Raw genomic sequence first — 15,370 nt, forward strand, 5'->3', positions numbered from 1 at the left:
TTGTGTATAAGAGACAGAACGGCCGCCCCCGCCCCCACGCCCTTCTACACGATCCCGGAGAACGCGACCCTGACAGGCGTCGCCAACATGACCGTGATCATCGGCCGCGTACCGGTGGATGGCAAAGTGACCGATCCGATGCAGTTCAAGCTTCTGCTGGGGCCTGAAAACCTGGCCGCCAATGGTCATTACCTTCCCCGCAACCTGGCCGGCATCGTGGTGTCGGGCGTTGCCATCGGCGACATGACGCTCTCCTGCGCCGAGGGCCTCATCCAGTCCATGACCTTCGTCTTCAACGACGGAAGCATTCAGACAGTCAGCCGTCGCCGCGACGGAACGACCCCGTTGTACGGCGCAAGCGGTGGGGCAGCCGGCGGCAAGCCTTCACTCGCCGCAGCGCCGAAGCTCGGCTGGATCTCCGACCGCCACGGCAACCCATGCATCCCCGGGCAGTTCGTGACCAATGCCCCGGCCGTCCTCGCCGACACCATTGGCCTGCGGAGCCTGTCGATCGCGGGCCAGGCTGCGGCCGCGGCCCAGACCACCACCACGGAGAACGTCTTCGGCACAACCTCCAGCCGGGTCACTGGGAGCAAGGGCACCTACATCCTCGGGCAGATGGCGAGCGCCGGCACCGACGAGGTGACGAATTGGCTGATGCGCCGGCTCGCTGACAGTTTCGATGCGGTCGTCGTACGCGCCGGGGGGGAGGTGGACGTCCACATCGACACCGAGATCCAGATCGACAAGGCCCCCGACGCGCGGCGAATCGACTACGGGCGTCCAGACGCCCCGGCAACCACGACTTCCCATCTGCGAGGTAGTTACTATGGACTGGACTGATTTTCCGCGGTTCGCACGCCTCATCGCAGCTGCCACGGTCGCGGCCCTCGCCCTCGGCGCCTGCAGCGTCGCCGGGCCCCGCAAGTCGCCCTTGCCGGACGACGGGCCCACCGTCGAGGAGATCTACCGCAAGCGTACCTCCGAGTACGAACGCATCCGGGCCCGCGAAGCCCTCCCGCTGCGGCCCGCCACCGAAGTCTTGCCCGGCCCCGTCCTGGAGCCGGCGATGCTCCAGCTCGAGCGCCGCTTCGCCCGGCTGCCCAACCCGGATCTCATCATGGTCGTGTTTCCCCACCTGTCCCGAGGGAAGTACCCGGCACCGGGATACGTGACGGCGTTTCCGATGTACGAGCGGGTCGAGTACCTGCTCCCCGGCGAGGCGGACGCGCTGCGGCCGGTGCTCGCGCCCGCTTCGGCGTCCGCTTCGACGTCAACTCCCGCCCCGAGCGTCCCGTCGGCGCACGATTCCGGCGCCAGCCGGGTGGCCCAACCCTGAAGGAGCGACGGTCATGCTCGGATTGATTCGCATGCTGGGGCTCGCGCCAACCGCCGGATCCGCCCCTGCCGACGCGGAGGTTTCGCGCCGCGAGCCCGCCGTGCCGAGGAACCCCCTCCCGGTGCGGGAGCGGGCACGGCTCGCCTCCCGCCCACCCAGCATCACCGACCTGCTGCCCTGGCGGGACTTCGACGAGAAGACCGGCACCTTCCTCCTCGAGGACGGCGTCTCGCGCGCACTGCTCTACGAGCTCGATCCAATGCCGAGCGAGGCCTGCGCCGATCAGTATCTCAAGGCGCGCTGCGCGGAGGTCCAGGCGGCGCTCCAGGCCCTGCCCGAGTACGACGAGGCCCCGTGGGTCGTCCAGTTCTTCTGCAACGACGACACAGATCTCTCGTGGCAGATCGAACGCATTCGCGACTACATCGTCTCGGTGCATGCCAAGGCACCCGAGCGGGCACGGCAGATTCTCGCGAGTGACTTCACGCGCCACTTCCTCGCCGAGATGGCAGAGCATCTGTCGCTCGTAGCCCGGCCCGAGGGCCTCTTCCTCGATGAGGGGGTGTCGGGCAACCGGTGGCGCGGCCAGATCCGCCGCGTGCGTTGCGCCATCTATCGCCGATTCCCGCCGCGCTTCGACTTCTCCCGGGAGCTCCTCGATCCCGTCGAGACGCTGCAGCAGACGGCGCGCGGGCTCGTCGCCGGCCTGGCGCAGACCGGCATCCATGCCCGGCCGATGAACGCCGCGGACTTCTACTCGTGGCTGTTGCCGTTCTTCAACCCGAAACCCGACTTCGCCAAAACCGTCGGTGACCTCCTCCGGCTGTGTCCGTACCCGCAACCCGACGAGGCGCCAGACGACCTCGATCTTGGGGAGTTGCTCTTCCTCGCTGCGCCGAAGTCGGATCCGACGGCCGGTCTGTGGTTTTTCGACGGCCGGCCCGTGCGGGCGCTGGCACTGCAGTCGATGCGCAAGCTCCCCGAGATCGGCCACTTCACCGCCGAGCGCGATCATGCCGGCAAGCTCTTCGCGCGCTTCGACCGCTTTCCCGAAGGCACGATGCTCTCGGCGACCGTCGTGATCTGCCCGCAGGACACGATGACTGGTCGCATCGAAGCCATTAAGAGCGCCTCGCGCGCAAACATCCTCGAAGCCGCTCACACCTACGACGAGGCAGTGGCCGTCCTCGACAACATGCGCACCGACAAGCTCTACCCGATGTACCTCACGCTGTTCGTGCGGGGCGAAGACACCTCCCAACTGGGGCGCACGGTGGCGGACCTCACCGCCGCCCTGCATACATCGGGGCTCCGCTTCATTCAGCCAGTAGACGAGCTGCACGGCTGCGACGTCTTCCTGCGCGCACTCCCGATGTGCTTCGACCCCCGGTTCGACGCGCGCCACCTGCGCCGCTCGCGCCTCGCCTTCGCCTCCCAGATCGCGTCCCTGCTTCCCCTCTATGGGCGCGCCCGAGGAACGGGCAACCCCGGCTTCTGGCTATGGAACCGCGGCGGCGAGCCCCTCCTGTTCGACCCCTTGAATCCGCACGACCGCAATAAGAACGCCCACCTCCTCACCCTGGGTCCGACCGGCGCCGGCAAGTCGGCGACCCTGTGCTATCTCGCGATGCAGATGATGGCGATCTATCGACCCCGCTTCTTCATCATCGACGCAGGGAAATCCTTCGGCCTCCTGGGCGAGCACATGCGCCGCCACGGGCTCACCGTCAACCAGGTCGAGCTCACCCCCGATACGCATGTCAGTCTGCCACCCTTCGCGATGGCCCCACGGCTCTTCGATCAGGAAGGCATCAAGGCCCTCGACGAGGCATTCGGGACGGCGGATGACGATGAGCTCCCGGACTCGGACCCCGATGGTATCCCCGCGTCGCCCGAGGACGATGACGAAGGTGCGGACCCCGGCAAGCGCGACATCCTGGGCGAGATGGTCATCGCGACGACGCTGATGATTACTGGCGGAGAGGAATGCGAGATGCGCAAGATGAGTCGCGCGGACCGCTACCTGGTGGCTCGGGGAATCCTGGCCGCCGCGCGCCAGGCCCGCGACCGCGGCCAGCCACATCCCCGGGTGCAGGACGTCGCCCAGGCCCTGATGGCCATGCGTGGCGACGAGGATCTGGGGCCCTCGCGGCGTGACCGGGCCGAGGAGATGGGCCAGGCGATGATGGTGTTCTGCGATGGTCTGCGGGGAAGGCTCTTCAACCGCTACGGCGCGACCTGGCCGGATGCAGACGTGACGATCGTGGAGATGGGCACGCTGGCGCAGGAGGGATATGAGGATGCTCTCGCGGTCGCCTATACGTCCCTGATCACCCACGTCCAGGCGCTGGCCGAGGCGACCCAGTATGACCACCGCCCCATCATCAACCTCACCGACGAAGGGCACATCATCACGGCCAATGATCTGCTGAACGTCTATTCCGTCAAGATTACCAAGATGTGGCGGAAGCTCGGCGCGTGGTACTGGCTCGGCACTCAGAACATGCAGGACTTTCCGGCCTCTGCCTCCCGCATTCTCAACATGTGCGAGCACTGGGTGCTCCTCACCATGGATCGCGACGAGATCGCGCAGGTCGCCCGCTTCCGCACCTTGACCCCCGAGCAGCGCGCGCTGATGGAGTCCGCCCGCAAGGAACCGCCGAAGTACACCGAGGGGGTGATCCTCAATCCGCAAATGCAGGCCCTCTTCAGGAACGTGCCCCCGCCGCTCGCCATCGCGCTCGCGATGACGGAGAAGCACGAGAAGGCCTGGCGCCTGGACATCATGAAGGCCACCGGCTGCACCGAACTCGAGGCGGCTTACGCGATTTCCCGCGAGATCGCGGCGAAGAGGGCCGCGTGATGGACACACAGGATCCTCGCGAACCCCTTGCCGCCGACCTTATCCTGGCCGCGCAGCTCGATCGGGTCACGGCCGAAGCCCGCGGACACCACCGGCTGCTCTTCCTGGAGTGCGTGCCCGACGACGCGTTTGCCCTGTGGGCCCGCACCAAGGCGATCTCGGAGCCGGACGACGTGGCCTACATCCACCTCCTGGCGAGCGGCCGAGGCGTCATTTCCGGGGTCATCGCCGGCCTTGAGGTGGACGGCGACGACTTGGACGACGACCTCAACACCGTGCTCTTCGGGCGGGCTCTGGTCCTCGTGTCCGGCATCGACAAAGCCCGCCAGCACCTGGGCGAGCGCCTGTTCCAGTGGCTGGAATGGGCCGCCATCCGGCTGCCGCTGACGGTCGCCAACACTGCGGACGCGATGCCGTTCGTGAGTCGCCTCGGGCGCCACCCCGTCGCCGTCGACCAGATCCTCGACGGCCGGTTCTCGGGCACAGCCGCCGAGCTCGCGGGCCGTGTCATCAAATCCTCACGGAAGAACCCATGAAGACGATGCGAAGCATTGGCGCCGCCGTCCTCCTTGGGCTCGCCGCCATGGCCCTCCAGGCCGCGGACATCCCGAGCACCCGATCCGGGCTCTACTACCGGCTGGGAGGCGGCGATTCCGCTTCGCGTGCGGCCAACCCCCACGGCGTGCCCTACAAGCTCGCCCTGTCGGGGGTTGCCCGCCTCCACTACTCGTGCGGAGCCTATGACTTCGAGGTTTCGTTCCAGAACCTCATGAACCGGTTCGCGCAACTCGGCACCCAGGTCACGAACGCCGTTCAGGCCGGCATCGCCGCGTTGCCGCTGTACCTGTTCCAGCGGGCATCGCCCGGGCTGTACGAGCTATTCCAGACCTACGCGAAGAAGGCCGAGGTGGCAATCCAGATCGCCACCAAGAGCTGCGAGGAGATGGAGGCCCAGATCAAGGCCGGCGAGGATCCCTACGAGGATTTCATTCGCATGGCCCGGGGCGAGGCCTGGAAGCAGCAGGCGACCGTCACCAGGGATGTGGTGGTGGCGAAGGACAAGGTGGGTGCCAGCGCCGGGAATGAGGGCATCAGCTGGGTCGGAGGGGAAAAGGCTGGGGGAGTCGCCCAGGAGCCTGTCCGAATAGTGTATGACACGGTATTCGGGGGCTTCAACGTCACAATGGGTCAATCGCCCAAGACGTCGGCAGCAGCCTATCCTGCCGTCAAGTTGACAGAGACCTTTCCCTCTCCGGGAAGCGCCGCCACGTTTGGAACGGACGTACTTGGCGATGTGGAAATAAGTACCTGCAAGGAAAATGCCTGCCCGGTCCCGCAGTCGAAGACCGGCCTTGGCCTGATTCAGAAGTTCGAGCTTGAAATCGCGGTCGTGCAACGGCAAGTCGACGCCGTATTTGCCAACGCCGTACCCCGCGGGACGGATCTGGCGGCGGCCTCCGCTCCCGGTATCGTCGTGACCCGCGAGCTCGTCGACGCCATTCGCGAGCTCCCTGCCATCGAGCAAGGTATTGCGCGCCAGCGCCTGGTCCAGGACGTGGCACTGGCCAGGACCGTCGACAAGGCACTGATCATCCGGAACCTGCTCCTGACGGGACGGATGATCCCCGAGGTGTACAAGACCGCCAATACACAGATCGAATCGAAGCTCGCCGAGCTGAATCGCCACATCGACGACGTGCTCTACGAGGCCAACGTCCGTAAACGCGTCATCTCCGAAACGGCGACCATCCTGCTGGACAATTATCACGCAGCCCGCGCCGCTTCGGCCGCGAACGCCGTACAGCAGCCGGTCGACCAGCGACCCATGATCGACGGGCGGGTCAGGAAATGACGGTTCACCCGTTGCCGTCGCGGCGCCGACGCCTCGTCGCTCGTCCTCTCGCCCGCTCCGTCATGACCGCACTGCTGGCGATTGTCGGGCTCGCCGCCTTCGTCGTGGTAGCGCTGATTGCGCTCGGATTCCGCGACGATCTGGAGGTCCTGCATCAGGTCGTCGGGCGGATCAAACCGTACCTTGCCGGATTACACCTCCTCGCGATCGGCGCCCTGTGGCTTGCCTGGCCGTGGCTTACCCGCCGCTTGCCGGCGCACTGGCCCAACGAAGCCCGCGCGGCCTTCTTGGGCGCGCGCCATCGGATCTGCATCGGCCTGCTCTTCATCGAGCTCCTCGTGGTGCTCGGAATTCCATTCGGCCTCAGCATGTAGGAGGACCTGCCGTGAGCGTCGACAGTTACCTGGAGCTCTTCACCACCATGTACGGCTGGGCGTTCGCGGGCATCTTTCGCGACATCCTCGTGGACACTGGCATCATCTTCCTCCCCTTCCTCTTCATCATCATCGGCACCTGGTTGCGCGCCCATGAAATGAACGCCGTCGAAGGCGCCGATGCGGCCTGGATGGTGAGGAAAATGGAGGTCGAGTTCTGGACCGCCATCTTCGTCATGGCCTTCTGCTTCACGCCGGTCGGCACCAGCCTCCAAAACGTCAGTCTCCGCCACACGCCCGCAGCGACCGCGCTCAATCCGGCTCCCGCCACTGCAACCGGAACGAGCTCGGACAGCACCTACGACGATGCCTTCAGCTCGGTGCCGCAGAACCTTGCGCTGCCCCCCTGGTGGTTTTCCGTCATGGGCCTGTCTGCCGGGTTCAATGATGCGGTGCGCGGCGGCATCTCGGGCGGCTTGAGCGGCCTCCGGGAAGTGGAAGAATTCGCCCGCTCCGCCGCGGTGGAGGATCCGACCCTGCGCGCGGAGGTGCAGCGCTTCTACAACGAATGCTACCTGCCGGGCCGGTCCCGTTATCTCGAAAATCCACCATCCCCTGCCGCGACTGCCGCGCTGGAGGCCTACGGCGAAGGGGATCCCGACTGGATGGGAAGCCACGCTTTTCAGGCCGACCCGAACCTCTACCCGGCCCTGCATGCGCGTGCCGGCGTGCCGGGGTTCGCTCTCGACAAGGCCGTCCGGGATGCGGATATGGATGCCAACACCGCAGTCCCGGACTACGGGCGCCCCACCTGTCTCGAATGGTGGGCGGATCCTGCGATCGGGGTGCGAGCCAAGCTGGTCAAGGGCGTCGGCAATCTCGCGGCGATACCCACCTCGCTGACCGAGAAGGTGGCGCTGGTGTTCAGCCCAGTAGCCGTCGAGAAGCGGGAGGACGGTTTGGCAAGGCTGGCCACGGGGCGGTCAAATCCGGCGCTCGCGCCCGAAACGATGCTCCCCGATGACAATCGCCGTTGGTACCAGGCCTTACTCGGAGCCGGACCCGACGTCGCAGGGATGGCGGGGATGGTGAACAAGGCGCTCCACACCCAGGCTTCCCGCTTTCCCATCATCCAGTTCGCAACCCTTGCCCAGCCCCTGATCCTCATGGGCATCTACATGTTCCTGCCCCTGATCCTGGTCTTCGGGCGCTACAGCCTTCAGATCATGTTCCTGGGCGCGCTTGCCATCTTCACGGTCAAGCTTTGGGCGGTCCTTTGGTACATCGCGATGTGGATCGACGAACACCTGTGGATCGCGATGTACCCGGACGCCGAGCACCTTCTACTCAACGTCCTGCACCTGGAGTTCGACGCGGCGCTCAAGCGTAGCACCTTGAATACGCTCCTCATCGGCCTTTATCTCGGCCTGCCCCTGATCTGGAGCGGGATGATGGGATGGGCGAGCCTGCACGTAGTGCATGGCATCGATGCCATGAAGCACAGTGCAATTACAGCGGGCATGGCGGCGGGTCAATCCGGAGCACAGATCGCCACCCGCTTTGTCGGTGGTGTCGGGCACACACTCCGGCGGGGACGATGATGATGGCGTCAGACTCAGAAATGGACGATCGGGTCGCCGGAATATGCGCCGACCCTCTCCCCGTTGCGACCGACAGAGATCGGTTCGCGACCGTGCACCGTGTAACCGGTGTAAGCCCCCTCGGTACTGTCCAGGCCCCCAAAAGGTCCGTAGTCGAACGGCGCGATGTCATTTCGCCCGAACGCGTCAGTGCCGCGTTCATGGTTCTCTGCATCCGCATCACGCCCTGTCGTCAGGAAGAAAGCCAACAGCTTCCCCATGCCCGCCAGAAGAGCAAACGCGCAAACGAACATCGCGCGGATCAGGTTCGCAATTGGCTTCATACGTACCTCCTACACGCGTGAGGAATGTACCAATGACAATAGCCCACCCTAAAACATACGCCGCCCGATCCGGTACGTACACCTCGAAGATGTACCGCGCTGTAAGCCACGTGGTGGCGGGCGCGATCCTCCTGTCCTTCTCCGTCGGCATCGCTACGGCCGATCCGATCAAGGCGTCCGACGACATCAAGGCCGCCATCACGCGCAACACCGCCGGACAGGTCCGGCCCGACTCGGTGGCCCCCACGCCAGTTTCCGGCATCTACGAAATCGTCAATGGAACGGACGTCTTCTATGTGGACGCGACCGGACGCTACGCCTTCGTGGAGGGTCGCTTGGTGGACATGGTTGATCGCCGCGACCTCACTCAGGCGAGGCTCGAAGCGCTCACGGCAATCGCCTTCGCCGATCTGCCGCTCGACCTTGCGATCAAGACAGTGCGCGGGAACGGCTCGAGGCGGCTCGCCGTGTTCGAGGATCCGGCTTGCCCCGCGTGCCGGTCGCTGCAGCCTACGCTCGCCGCACTCGACAATGTGACGATCTACACCTTCACGTACCCCGTTGTCTCCCCCGAATCGATTCCCGCTGCGGTGGCCGCCTGGTGCGGCACGGGCGGTCAACAGGCCGGTCAATGGCAGGCCTACATGGAAGGCGCGCCGGCGCCACGGCAGATCGAGCCTCACTGCGAGCCGGCCATGGAGCGGGTCGGGCGGATCGTCGAGTTCGGGCGTAGCCGTGGTATCCGCAACACGCCCACCCTCGTGCTGGCCGACGGGCGCCGGGTGGTCGGTGCGATCCCCGGCCCCGAACTCGAGGAAGCCCTGACGCGCACTGCCGGGAAAGCAAGCAAGTGAACACGACGATGCGCCGGTTCGTCGCGTCACTCGCCTGCGCCGCCGCCCTTCCGCCCGTCCAGGCCCAGAAGCGGGTCGAGGTCTTCCTGCTCGGCACCCAGCACGTGCGCGGCACGGGAACGGCGACGGTCTATCACATAGACGGCATGGAGCGAATCAATGCCGCCCTGTCCGCCGGGCTGCTTCCCGACCCCGCCCAGGCCGAAGCGATCGCCAGGCGCCGCTTCGAGGCGCTCACCGAGGCTGACCGCCGGGCGATCGGGATCAGCGCACAGGGCCTGGCCGCGGCCATGCAGTACCGGCTCACCAAGGTACCGGCGATCGTCTTCGATGGGGCGGCCGTGGTTTACGGCGTGGAGGACGTGGATCAGGCCCGCGCCATCTACCAGACATGGCGTGCCCGGCGCGGCCGGTAGGAGGAAGCAGCATGCACGCTCCCGTCACCCGGTCGACCACGGCGCCGCGTCTGCACGCGCTCCTGGCCGTCTGCGTCGTCACCTGCGCGCCCCTGTCGGGTGCGGTGGAGTTCACCACCGCCGCCGCCCTTCTCGCCCAGGCTGTCGCGAGCTATCCGGCCTGCAGCGCGTGGCATGTTTCGGGGATCTGCTACTGGTTGCAGTGCACGCCCGTCGGCTGCTCCATCCGAACATCCACCCGCTTCAGCCACTTCGCCCCCGACCTGGTAGTAAGCACCTACCACGATGCAGCCACGCACCCCTGGCCCGAGATCGGCATCCCGCTCGCAGCCGCGAGCCAAGGCCTCCTCGGGACACTGCTCGGCGTCGACCTGGCCGACAGCGCCGGCACACACTCTCAGACCGATCGCACAGACAAGCAGCGGCGCTTCCGCGACGCGGATGTCATCGGCCATCCCGCGGCTGGACTGCCCGACCTCGTCACCTGCCCCTCGGCCGTTACTCCCTTCGTGCCCTACTACCAATCGACCCTGGACGCGGCCGTGTGGCGTTCTTATCTGCCGGCAGAGCTCCTGCTTCCGGCCTCCTGGGTGCCGGGCATGCGCGAGGTCGGCACCTGGCCACTCAACACCTGGGGCAACCTCTATCCACGCACCGGCGAGGTGGTGCAACAGCACGAGGTCAAGGCCGCCGCGGTCCTGTCGCAGCGCATCGCCGATTTCATCACCCGGCCGGCGCAACCGCACGTCTACGCCTACGTCGCCTCGGGCGGCACACGGCGCCGGCGCGGTCAGCTGGTGTGGGATCCGCCGCCGGCGCGGGAGAACGATCCGATGGGGGGCCTGTGGCAGATGAACGTCGCGCTTCCCACACCCTGCCACGTCTTCGGGCTCAATGACACTGCGAGCCCAGTCTCCTATGGCGACGCCATGACCACCCGTTCCGGAAGCTATGCCTACACGCTGTGGCGTCCGTACGCCTGCTGCCGGGTGCGCGGCCAGATCTTTCTTGGCAGCATCCAGTTCGGCTTGTGGTGAATGCGATGAATCCGATCCGTTTCATCCCCATGCTGGCCGTTCTTTTCGCCGCGCCGTCCTGGTCGGCGGCCCCCCTTGCAAGCCGGCCGCCCACCGTCATCCACGACGCCGGAGGCGTGCCGCTCGCGCCATACTTCGAGCCTTTCGCCGACGACGCCGGCGAAGCGGCTCGCGAGCCGGCACGCTACATACCGGCGCAACCACAGCCGCCTCAGCTCTTCCCGGTGGTCTCGATCCGCGCGGGGCCCGGTCGGTTGCTGCAGAACCCAATGCCCAGCAAGCTGCCGGGCGGACCCGGGCAGTCCATCTTCATCGTCGGCGACGACCCGGCCTCCCTCGACTGGCTGCAGCGCAACGCGGACGCATTACGTCGGATGGGCGCGCGGGGAATCGTCGCGTCGCTGGGCACCCCGGAGGATTTCCTGCGCCTGCGGACCTCGGTCGACCTGTACATGGTGCCCATGTCGGCCGATGCGCTCCTCGAGGCGGCCGGGATTCACGTCTGGCCCGTCCTCATCGGCGCCGACGGGGCGATTTCGCAGTAGGAGGCACACCATGAGTCAGAGAAGCAACCTCCCGCAGGGGCTTGCCATCGGCTTTGCCCTCGCCTATTCGGGCGTGCCGCTGGCCGCAGACACGTCGCACGGCGAGTTACAGACGCTTGCCGCCGCGCTCTTCGCCGCGGTGCCGCCTGCCGCGTTGTCTCAAACAGACCGGGCCGAGCTCGCGGCCCTCACGCCTCTCGCCCTGCGCAACGGCGTCGTCGTGAGCAGCCTCCCAGGCTGCGAAACGGCGATGCATCCCGAGGTGACCCTCGTAGACCTGAACGGCGACGACGGCCCCGAGGTCTTCGTTGTCGCCGGCAATACCTGCACGTCGGGGATGACGGGCAGCAGCGTCTGGCTGTTCGCCAAACGCCTCGACGGGCGCTGGAGCCAGCGCCTCGACGTCACGGCGGCCGCCTACCGCGTGCTGCCAACAACGACCGAGGGGTGGCACGACCTGGCCGTCGGCGGCCGTGGGTTGTGCCAAGGGGTGTGGCGCCTCGCCGCGGACGGTAGGTACCGGTACGCGCGCTCCATCAGGCCCGACGGCACACCGTGCCCAAGCCAATAGGAGACGTGGCATGAACGCCCGTATGCAGCTCGCGCTCGTCCTGCTTCTGCTGGCCGGCCTAGTCCGGGCCGGCGTGGCCTACACCGATTTCCTCAAAGCGCTCGGGCAGCGGGAGAGCACGATGAACCCGGCGGTCACCAACCAGTTCGGTCACGTCGGTCTTTTCCAGTTCGGCGAGGCAGCCCTGCAGGACGCAGGCCTCTACGCCGGCGACGGCACGCCGAAGACCAACGACTGGACGGGCAGCTTTACCGGCAAGTACGGGGTCAATTCGCTGGCCGATCTTCTTGCGAATCCCGACGCTCAGATCCAAGCGGTAACCGCTTACCACGAGCAGGTGTGGAACACGCTCAAGAAAGTCCATGGCGCCGAAAGCTATCTGGGGACGACGATCAATGGCATCCCCATCACCGCGTCGGGTCTCGTCGCCGCGGCACACCTTGTCGGCGCTGGCGCCGTAGGGGAGTGGTTGAGATCGGATGGGGCGACCGATCCGGCCGACGGCAACGGCACCAAGCTCGTCTCCTACCTGGGGCAGTTTGCCGGCTATACACTGGCCTTCACTCCCCCGAGCCACGCCGAGGTCCTCGCCGCCACGCCCTCAAGCGGCTCGCCGGGCGGCTATGTCCATACCCCTGCCCCCTTGAAGCCGACGGCCGGGACAGGCTCCGCCGCCGTGCTCAAGGGCACGAGCTTCGGCTACACCTCCGCCGCCCAGGGCTTCTTCGGCGCCACCGGCTACCAGATGGGGCAGGTCCGGCAGTTGCTGGTCGGAATCGCGGCAATGGCCCTCGTTACCTGGATCGCATGGGTCGTCGTCGCCAAGTGGCGCGGCCTGTCGGAGGGATTTGATACAAAGCGGGATCTCGCGGTCGACATCGGTCGCGCTATTGTTCTGACATGGATTGTGCTGCTCATCATGATGTAGGTCTGATGAGTTCCATGGAGGCGATGATGAAACGAACGCCATACCTCGCCGCCCTCCTTCTGGTGGCGCCCCTGCAGCCCGCTCGCGCCGACGTGCTCGACGGCCTGATCTTCGGCGTCAAGTGCATGGGCGCGACCGATCGCAAGGCCTGCGAGGAGCAAGCCAGACGCGAGGCCGACGAAACGCGCGAGCGGGTGCGACAGCAGTCGAGCCCGAGCGCACCGACCATGACGAATCTCGACTCGCCCGAAGATACCCTCGGCAAGAAGATCTATCGGAACTGGCGCAAGAACGTGGTGTGCAACCCATTCTCCACACGCTCTGTTCGCGACGTCGATTCAACTTATGTGCAGGTGATGAGCCGGTACAGCTTCGTTACTCCGAACCAGGCCAAGGTTCAATCAGGAACCGGCGAGGCGGGACTCTACATCGCGGGTTATCTCCACGAGACCGCTCCCGGCGCGCTGTACCGCCTTGAACAGGTAGTGCATTCCCCCGACGTGGCCAACGGCCGGCGCCAGTACAAGCTGCGGCTCGACCTCGCCCGCGACGGCTCCGGCACCCGCGTCACCGGCGAGTATTGCGTCACCACCGATGACCCCGCCGGCTGGCGGGATCTGCCGGCCAAGATCCGCTTGAGCCTCGACAATACCTTCTGACCACCGGAGCCTCACCATGCTCGATGAACGTCCTTGCCCGCTGTGCCGCGGGGCCGGCGAAACCCTCGTAGCAAGCGAGCGCACTTGCCACTCGTGCGGAGGCACCGGTCGCGACCGACGCTCCTCGACCGACGATCCGCGGTTCAGCGCCGACACCTGCCAGGCATGTCACGGATACGGCGTCGAGACGAGCAGAGAATTCCAGCTGTGCCCGTCCTGCAACGGCCGAGGTTCAATTCCTGGTTAACGACATTTCGGCACATTCGCTCCTTTCTCGAACTGTGCGCCATGCCCCTGACAGCTAAGGACCTTCGCTGTTTATCCACAGCTCTATCCCCAGTTTCTGTGGACAAGCGCGTTGGCGCCGGGGCGATTCGCACTGGCGTGTGAGGTCAGCGAGGCCGCGCACTGCCACAAGGGGTGCCGTCTGACATTGAAATCGTGCGACGCGCCAACTAGCATGTCTTCAACGCCCAGCCGCGCGGCTGCGTTGCGTCCGGTCAGCCCCTGTAACCGGAACGGCCTTCGGGCTCGGGGTCAAGGATCAGTTTCTCGTCAATCCCGTGGGGAGTTGTTTTCCCGCGGGAACACGGCGCTCCCCGCATTTCTCCAAGGAGACGCCGATGTTGTCCTTCTTTTCCTCTCAAACGTCCCTTGCGGATGCCGCACTGCTCGAGCGCTTCTTCGGCCCCGAAGCCGAGGACATCTGGGAGCACTGCGATGGATCCTGGAGCAAGATCGTCGACCTTGCCCGGGAGCCGCGCACCCCGGCATGGGAGGCGCTCGCCTGCGCGATCGAGGTTCTGCACCGCAGCTTCGCCGAGCAACTGACAACCCGGAACGTTCTCGACTCGCCTGATGTCGTCAGGCAGTTCCTCCGGACGTTCTTCGAGGGGCTCCCGTATGAGATCTTCGTGGTGCTGTACCTCAATGCCCGAAACCACCTTATCCGCGCCGAAGAGGCGTTTCGCGGCACGCTGACCCAGACCAGCGTCTATCCCCGCGAGATAGTGCGACGAGCGCTCGAGCTTCGCGCAGCCGGCGTGATCTTCTCGCACCAGCACCCTTCGGGCGCGTCGGAGCCTTCGACGGCCGATGAGCTCCTGACCCAGCGACTGAGGGAGGCACTCGCCACGGTCGATGTGAAGGTGCTCGACCACTTCGTCATCGCAGGCACTGCGGACGTGTCCTTCGCCCAGCGGGGGCTCCTGTAGTCTTGCCTATCCTGCGGCCGCCGTAGCCGTGGCGTCGATCCGTCAGGGGAATTCGCCAGCGAATTCCCCTGCACTTGCCAAACCACGGTCTGGCCGGTATTTTTGTGCTATCTCGAAGGCGCCATGCCGTCACTCGAGACCCGGCGGGGACGCTCTTGATCTCTCGCTTCGCGCGGCACTCGCGCATTTCCTTGCTCGTCGACCGGCGCCTCCCGCCGCTCTGACCTCGACCCGTACTGATGCCCCGCCCCGCGGCCGATGCAATCGCCATCGGACTGCCTTGGCATGTATCGACCATCTCGGACCACGAATGCCAGCGAGGAAAGCACATGGAGGAATCACAGGCAGCATGTCCCGGGCGTCAATTCGACGGCTTGATTCACGCCGATCAAGAGATGCGCTGCCCTCCTCGACCCACGGCCCGCGCGGGCGAGGTACCGTCTTCGTGAGCATCAAGGTCATGTCCCTCGTGTGGGAAGGCTTCCCTGCGTCCGGAAGCGAGATGCTGGCAATGCTCGCCCTCGCCGACTGGTGCAATGACGAGGGCGGGAGCCTCCACCCGTCGATGAAAGCTGTTGCGGAAAAGATCCGTGTGTCGGAAAAGCAGGCCCGCAGGATCATTCACGGTTTTGAAGAGGCGGGATACCTCAAGGTGGTCGGGCATGCCAATGGTGGCGCGCCCGGCACCACCAAGCAGTATCAGCTCAACGTCGCGAAGCTCAAGGGGTTGGCGGACGGGGCGGCGGCCCGAAAGACGGCTCCCGTCGGTGTCACCCCTCCCGTCGGCGTCACCC

The 15,370-nt window shown here is 66.0% G+C and carries 18 protein-coding genes; 17 read left to right on the forward strand and 1 reads right to left on the reverse strand.

Annotated elements, in window-relative coordinates:
- The 7 genes from GPA27_RS25540 to GPA27_RS25570 all read left to right on the forward strand — a co-directional run.
- The coding region (locus GPA27_RS25540; RefSeq protein ID WP_169143252.1) for a TIGR03752 family integrating conjugative element protein at nucleotides 1–843 on the forward strand (843 nt) is incomplete at its 5' end.
- Nucleotides 830–1,339 (forward strand): TIGR03751 family conjugal transfer lipoprotein, encoded by a 510-nt coding sequence (locus GPA27_RS25545; protein ID WP_169143253.1) that lies wholly within the window; start codon nucleotides 830–832, stop codon nucleotides 1,337–1,339. The genes GPA27_RS25540 and GPA27_RS25545, both read left to right, overlap by 14 nt.
- Nucleotides 1,340–1,352: 13 nt before the next feature.
- A complete protein-coding gene (locus tag GPA27_RS25550) occupies nucleotides 1,353–4,202 on the forward strand; it encodes a conjugative transfer ATPase (protein WP_169143254.1) in 2,850 nt (949 codons plus the stop codon).
- The gene (locus tag GPA27_RS25555) at nucleotides 4,202–4,738 is read left to right on the forward strand and encodes a hypothetical protein (RefSeq protein WP_169143255.1); all 537 of its coding nucleotides are present in this window, start codon (nucleotides 4,202–4,204) and stop codon (nucleotides 4,736–4,738) included. The genes GPA27_RS25550 and GPA27_RS25555 overlap by 1 nt, the downstream gene beginning before the upstream one ends.
- Nucleotides 4,735–6,054, forward strand: a complete 1,320-nt coding sequence (locus GPA27_RS25560; protein WP_169143256.1) for an integrating conjugative element protein — start codon at nucleotides 4,735–4,737, stop codon at nucleotides 6,052–6,054. Before GPA27_RS25555 ends, GPA27_RS25560 begins: the two co-directional genes overlap by 4 nt.
- Nucleotides 6,055–6,116: 62 nt before the next feature.
- Entirely contained in the window at nucleotides 6,117–6,428 is a 312-nt protein-coding gene (locus GPA27_RS25565) for a hypothetical protein (RefSeq protein WP_169143257.1), read from the forward strand.
- Between the two features lie 11 nt (nucleotides 6,429–6,439).
- On the forward strand, nucleotides 6,440–8,029 hold the full coding sequence (locus GPA27_RS25570) for a conjugal transfer protein TraG N-terminal domain-containing protein (RefSeq protein ID WP_169143258.1): 1,590 nt from the start codon (nucleotides 6,440–6,442) through the stop codon (nucleotides 8,027–8,029).
- Between the two features lie 14 nt (nucleotides 8,030–8,043).
- Here the strand turns inward: GPA27_RS25570 and GPA27_RS25575 are convergent, their stop codons facing one another.
- Complete coding sequence (locus GPA27_RS25575) at nucleotides 8,044–8,352, reverse strand: hypothetical protein (protein ID WP_169143259.1); 309 nt, start codon at nucleotides 8,350–8,352, stop codon at nucleotides 8,044–8,046.
- Nucleotides 8,353–8,384: 32 nt separating this feature from the next.
- On the opposite strand from GPA27_RS25575, the gene GPA27_RS25580 reads away from it, so the two are divergent.
- The 10 genes from GPA27_RS25580 to GPA27_RS25620 all read left to right on the forward strand — a co-directional run.
- Complete coding sequence (locus GPA27_RS25580; RefSeq protein WP_169143260.1) at nucleotides 8,385–9,206, forward strand: DsbC family protein; 822 nt, start codon at nucleotides 8,385–8,387, stop codon at nucleotides 9,204–9,206.
- Entirely contained in the window at nucleotides 9,203–9,622 is a 420-nt protein-coding gene (locus GPA27_RS25585) for a TIGR03757 family integrating conjugative element protein (RefSeq protein ID WP_169143261.1), read from the forward strand. The genes GPA27_RS25580 and GPA27_RS25585 overlap by 4 nt, the downstream gene beginning before the upstream one ends.
- 11 nt (nucleotides 9,623–9,633) lie before the next feature.
- Nucleotides 9,634–10,659 carry a TIGR03756 family integrating conjugative element protein gene (locus GPA27_RS25590; protein ID WP_169143262.1) on the forward strand — a complete coding sequence of 342 codons (1,026 nt, stop codon included), beginning with the start codon at nucleotides 9,634–9,636 and terminating at the stop codon, nucleotides 10,657–10,659.
- Nucleotides 10,660–10,664: 5 nt separating this feature from the next.
- Nucleotides 10,665–11,204, forward strand: a complete 540-nt coding sequence (locus GPA27_RS25595) for a PFL_4695 family integrating conjugative element protein (RefSeq protein WP_169143263.1) — start codon at nucleotides 10,665–10,667, stop codon at nucleotides 11,202–11,204.
- 10 nt (nucleotides 11,205–11,214) lie between these two features.
- Nucleotides 11,215–11,775: a hypothetical protein gene (locus GPA27_RS25600; RefSeq protein WP_169143264.1), complete on the forward strand. Its 561-nt coding sequence runs from the start codon at nucleotides 11,215–11,217 to the stop codon at nucleotides 11,773–11,775.
- Nucleotides 11,776–11,785: 10 nt separating this feature from the next.
- Nucleotides 11,786–12,703: a transglycosylase SLT domain-containing protein gene (locus tag GPA27_RS25605; RefSeq protein WP_169143265.1), complete on the forward strand. Its 918-nt coding sequence runs from the start codon at nucleotides 11,786–11,788 to the stop codon at nucleotides 12,701–12,703.
- A 26-nt stretch (nucleotides 12,704–12,729) separates the two neighbouring features.
- Nucleotides 12,730–13,362 carry a hypothetical protein gene (locus GPA27_RS25610; RefSeq protein WP_169143266.1) on the forward strand — a complete coding sequence of 211 codons (633 nt, stop codon included), beginning with the start codon at nucleotides 12,730–12,732 and terminating at the stop codon, nucleotides 13,360–13,362.
- A gap of 16 nt (nucleotides 13,363–13,378) precedes the next feature.
- Nucleotides 13,379–13,609, forward strand: coding sequence for a zinc finger domain-containing protein (locus GPA27_RS29560; protein WP_169143267.1), 231 nt, complete (start codon nucleotides 13,379–13,381; stop codon nucleotides 13,607–13,609).
- A 376-nt stretch (nucleotides 13,610–13,985) separates the two neighbouring features.
- Nucleotides 13,986–14,576 (forward strand): JAB domain-containing protein, encoded by a 591-nt coding sequence (locus GPA27_RS25615; RefSeq protein WP_169143268.1) that lies wholly within the window; start codon nucleotides 13,986–13,988, stop codon nucleotides 14,574–14,576.
- Nucleotides 14,577–15,021: 445 nt separating this feature from the next.
- On the forward strand, nucleotides 15,022–15,370 hold a 349-nt coding region (locus GPA27_RS25620; RefSeq protein WP_211165238.1), incomplete at its 3' end, for a helix-turn-helix domain-containing protein.

The sequence above is a fragment of the Aromatoleum toluolicum genome (genome assembly GCF_012911005.2).
Lineage (GTDB): Bacteria > Pseudomonadota > Gammaproteobacteria > Burkholderiales > Rhodocyclaceae > Aromatoleum > Aromatoleum toluolicum.

Excerpts from the sequence above, each read along its gene's own strand:
- GPA27_RS25545 (WP_169143253.1), top strand. The coding sequence starts at position 830 with ATGGACTGGACTGATTTTCCGCGGTTCGCACGCCTCATCGCAGCTGCC.
- GPA27_RS25550 (WP_169143254.1), top strand. The coding sequence starts at position 1,353 with ATGCTCGGATTGATTCGCATGCTGGGGCTCGCGCCAACCGCCGGATCC.
- GPA27_RS25555 (WP_169143255.1), top strand. The coding sequence starts at position 4,202 with ATGGACACACAGGATCCTCGCGAACCCCTTGCCGCCGACCTTATCCTG.
- GPA27_RS25560 (WP_169143256.1), top strand. The coding sequence starts at position 4,735 with ATGAAGACGATGCGAAGCATTGGCGCCGCCGTCCTCCTTGGGCTCGCC.
- GPA27_RS25565 (WP_169143257.1), top strand. The coding sequence starts at position 6,117 with ATGACCGCACTGCTGGCGATTGTCGGGCTCGCCGCCTTCGTCGTGGTA.
- GPA27_RS25575 (WP_169143259.1), bottom strand. The coding sequence starts at position 8,352 with ATGAAGCCAATTGCGAACCTGATCCGCGCGATGTTCGTTTGCGCGTTT.
- GPA27_RS25580 (WP_169143260.1), top strand. The coding sequence starts at position 8,385 with ATGACAATAGCCCACCCTAAAACATACGCCGCCCGATCCGGTACGTAC.
- GPA27_RS25590 (WP_169143262.1), top strand. The coding sequence starts at position 9,634 with ATGCACGCTCCCGTCACCCGGTCGACCACGGCGCCGCGTCTGCACGCG.
- GPA27_RS25595 (WP_169143263.1), top strand. The coding sequence starts at position 10,665 with ATGAATCCGATCCGTTTCATCCCCATGCTGGCCGTTCTTTTCGCCGCG.
- GPA27_RS25600 (WP_169143264.1), top strand. The coding sequence starts at position 11,215 with ATGAGTCAGAGAAGCAACCTCCCGCAGGGGCTTGCCATCGGCTTTGCC.
- GPA27_RS25605 (WP_169143265.1), top strand. The coding sequence starts at position 11,786 with ATGAACGCCCGTATGCAGCTCGCGCTCGTCCTGCTTCTGCTGGCCGGC.
- GPA27_RS25610 (WP_169143266.1), top strand. The coding sequence starts at position 12,730 with ATGAAACGAACGCCATACCTCGCCGCCCTCCTTCTGGTGGCGCCCCTG.
- GPA27_RS29560 (WP_169143267.1), top strand. The coding sequence starts at position 13,379 with ATGCTCGATGAACGTCCTTGCCCGCTGTGCCGCGGGGCCGGCGAAACC.
- GPA27_RS25615 (WP_169143268.1), top strand. The coding sequence starts at position 13,986 with ATGTTGTCCTTCTTTTCCTCTCAAACGTCCCTTGCGGATGCCGCACTG.